At 41.6% G+C, this 2,066-nt stretch carries 2 protein-coding genes; both read left to right on the top strand.

What is annotated here, in order from left to right; genetic code table 11:
* Window positions 1-1,305 (top strand): RHS repeat domain-containing protein (locus Q0X97_RS11755; RefSeq protein WP_302067606.1); only part of this gene is annotated, 1,305 nt, incomplete at its 5' end.
* A 16-nt stretch (window positions 1,306-1,321) separates the two neighbouring features.
* Window positions 1,322-1,867 (top strand): hypothetical protein, encoded by a 546-nt coding sequence (locus tag Q0X97_RS11760; RefSeq protein WP_302067604.1) that lies wholly within the window; start codon window positions 1,322-1,324, stop codon window positions 1,865-1,867.
* Window positions 1,868-2,066: the final 199 nt, after the last annotated feature.

Raw genomic sequence — 2,066 nt, forward strand, 5'->3', positions numbered from 1 at the left:
GGAACGACGCATTTCGAATACGACAAACTCGGCAGAATCACCCAAGCGGGCGACGAACGATTCGCCTTCGACCCCGCGCACAATATCCTGTCCACCAACGGCCAAACCGTTTCAGACGGCCTCAACCCCGTTACCGACAACCGTATCAAACACTACAACGGCACCAGCTATTACTACGACGACCTCGGCAATCTGATTCACCGCGAACTGCCAAACGGCGAAGTACAGAACTATTTCTACGATTTGCACGACCAACTGGTTAAGGTGGAAATCTTTAAAAAAGACGGCAGTAAAGAGACTTGGGCTTATCGCTACGATGCTTTGGGCAGACGGATAGGTAAAGGCCGTCTGAAAGAAGACTGCGAAGCGGAAACCCTTTCAGACGGCCTTGCAGACGAACGGGAGTTTATTTGGGACGGCAGCCATCTGCTTCAGGAAGTTTACGGAAGCGGAAGCGGAAGATATACCTACATCTATACTGATGTGGGCAGCTATGAACCTTTGGCACAAATCCACAACTACACCAATGAAGAGGTCGAAACCTACCAAGAGATAAACTACTTCCACTGCGACCAAATCGGCATACCGCGCGAGATGACCGATAAGGACGGCAAACTGTTGTGGTTTGGGGATTACTTCGGTTGGGGTAAGCTGAAAAGCGAGACCAATATTACCAATGCCCTTCAGCCGTTTAGATTGCAGAATCAGTATTGCGATGCCGAAACGGGGTTGCATTACAACTTTTTCAGGTATTACGAGCCGGAGTGCGGAAGGTTTGTGAATCAGGATCCGATTAGGTTGTGGGGTGGGGATAATTTTTACCAATTTGCTAACAATGTTATTAATTGGACCGATCCTTCTGGCTTAAGTTGTAAGCCTCGAACGCCCAAGGAACAACAGGATATAGCAGTGAGGGAATTACAAAAGTTGAGAGCAACAATACTTAGCAAGATGACGAAGTCGCAAGCGAAAAAAAATGGTATTAAAGTAATAAATGTGATAGTACCACCCGTTGGCGATCCAATTATAGGTCTGCAACCCGTACATTTACAAGATGTGGATAAGTCTGTCCAAGATTTGTATAACTCTGTGCCTGCAGAAAAACGGGGCAATGGTCATGGCCGATGCGCAGAAGTTTGTACATTAGATAAAGGAAAAGACGAGAATTTAGAAGGATCAGTGTCGGTTGCAATGAGGGTAAATGATGGAATGTATATGCCAGCATGTGGATCGTGTTCCCGTGTTTTAGATGAACTAGGTATCATCGATGGTGTAGCGGAGATGGGAAAGTTAGCAAAACTTTGAATATTGAGGTATCAAGATGAAAAAACCATATGAAATAGATTCTGATTTTTTTAAAAAAATGACTTTTTCCGGTTGGTATCTGGAACGAGACGTTATACTTAAAAAATTGCCATCTCATTTAGAGGAGTTACCTAATTTGGTTAGGCAATTTTTACGAGAAATATGGTACATTTCAGTAACTAATGATTTCTACAACCGAGATAAATATGGAAGATATATATTCCGCAATGAGGTTTATACCTTTGGAGAAACTACTGCTAAACTAATAGATTACTCATTAGAGGAAGAAAGTTCATGTCTTTGTACACATTTAGTAAACAAAAAAATAAGAAATTTTGGTTTTAAAGATGGTCGAGAAATTATGATTGATGAGCTAGGGAGAATTTATGAGATTCCCGATTCAGGTGATGTTTATTATATTGGAGGTAAATTTTATGAGGGACTTTATAATCTAATATTTAAAAGGGGAGATTCTTATCTAGTAAGTGATACGGGCGAATTGTTTATAGAGACTACAGAAGGATTAATTTCAGCGAACATGAATATTGAAGATATTACATGAGGTTTAAACAGTTGTTAGCCTGTATAGCAAGCAGCAAGCTGTAGCCTGTATAACATGCTTATTTTGAGTAGCAACTGTGTTACCAACTCGTCAGCAAGCTGTAGCCTGTATGAAATGCTTCTTTAATGTGTAGGGTGCGTGCCAACAGCACGCACGTGTTTTTATCTATTAACATCTCAACAAAAAACCACTATGGCCC

The organism is Neisseria sp. MVDL19-042950 (genome assembly GCF_030504625.1).
GTDB lineage: Bacteria > Pseudomonadota > Gammaproteobacteria > Burkholderiales > Neisseriaceae > Neisseria.

Excerpts from the sequence above, each read along its gene's own strand:
- Q0X97_RS11760 (WP_302067604.1), top strand. The coding sequence starts at position 1,322 with ATGAAAAAACCATATGAAATAGATTCTGATTTTTTTAAAAAAATGACT.